Annotated in this window: 1 protein-coding gene; it reads left to right on the forward strand. The window is 76.5% G+C overall.

Annotated features, from left to right (window positions below):
- Positions 1–1,275: SUKH-4 family immunity protein (locus ACSNOD_RS31065; RefSeq protein WP_436770417.1), on the forward strand; the 1,275-nt coding region annotated here is incomplete at its 5' end.
- Between the last annotated feature and the right edge of the window lie 212 nt (positions 1,276–1,487).

Genomic DNA, 1,487 nt, shown 5'->3' on the forward strand with positions numbered 1-1,487 from the left:
GGCGCGGGCGCCGCTCCCGGAACACCCGGCGCGCCCGGTGGCGCCCCCGTAACCCCCGGTGCGCCCGGTGCGCCCGGCGGCGGGGTGCACGCCGCCGCCACGATGCTCGCCGGCCCCGGCGCCGCCCCCGGCGCACCGGTCCCGCCCGGCGCGCCCGCTGGCGGCCCCGCGCCGTTCCCGGGCGCCCACGGCGCCCACGGCGCCCACGGCGCCCACGGCGCCCACGGCGCACCCGGGCCGGCCCCCGCGCCCCCGTACGGCGGCGGCGTGCCCGGCGGCCCGCCGATGGTGGGCCCCGGCTACATGGCCGTGCTCCGCTACCGCGCCCCCGACGGCTCCGAGCAGCAGATCATCCGCCGCTCGGCACCCGGCACCCCGCACCCGGAGTGGCAGATACTGCACGAGCTGCGCGCCATGAACGTGCCGCCGCAGCAGGTGCTGGAGCTCCACACCGAACTGGAGTCCTGCGATCTGCCCGGCGGTTACTGCGCCCGCATGATCCGCGAGACCTGGCCGCAGGTGCGCGTCAGCCACACCGCCCCGTACGGCCGCGACCACGCCACCCGGCAGCAGGGCGTACGCCACCTCATCGAGCACCAGGGCGAGCTGCACCAGGTGGCGGACGGGCCCGCGCGCCCGGCGCCCAACCGGGTGCCGCTGCCGCACCCGAGCATGCTGCCGCAGATCCCGCCGGTCCCGGTGGAGGGCATCGCGCACGAGCTGCTCCAGTCGTTCGGGCCGCAGGGCGTGTTCCGCTTCGACGAGCGGGCGGTGTCCCGGCAGGGCGTGCCGCCGCTGGTGGCGCAGACGCTGGTGTGGGCGGGGCTGCCGCTGGACATGGGGCCGTTCTTCTGGGCGCAGGCCCAGCCGGGCCGCCCCGTGCCGACCCTCGCCGAGCTGGCGATGGAGCGGGGCGTGCAGCCGGCGCCGGACGCCGGCTCGTACCTGGTCATGGGCAGCGACTTCGGCCGGCAGCTGTGCGTCCAGTACGGGACGGCGCACATCGTGGCCGTCCCCGTGGAGGGCGCCCCGCACCCGGCCACCGGCCAGCCGCCGGTGCCGCAGTTCGTCAACACCGGGCTGCCGGAGTTCGTCCGCTGCATGGCGATGCTGGGGCGGATGTGGCGGCTGCGGTACGGGCTCAACCCCGAGCAGGCGGGCCGCTGGACGGTCGACTTCCAGGCCCAGCTCGCCGCTCTGGACCCGGCGGCGCTGTCCTCGCCGGAGAACTGGTGGGCGGTGCTGCTGGAGCAGATGTGGGACGGGCTGCTGTAGCGGAGGGAACGACGCGGGGCGCCGCCCCTGAGGGACGGCGGCCCGCACCACGGCCTCGTCTTCGACGCTAGCTCTCGCTACTTGTCGTCGTTGCCGTTGTCGTCATGGCCCGAGCCATGGCCGTTGTCGTCGTGACCGTTGTCGTCGTGTCCGTTGGTGTCGTCGTGGCCGTTTCCGTTGTCGTCGTGCCCGGAGCCGCCGTCGTCCGGGGT

The sequence above is a fragment of the Streptomyces sp. URMC 123 genome (assembly GCF_051386515.1).
Classification (GTDB): Bacteria; Actinomycetota; Actinomycetes; order Streptomycetales; family Streptomycetaceae; genus Streptomyces.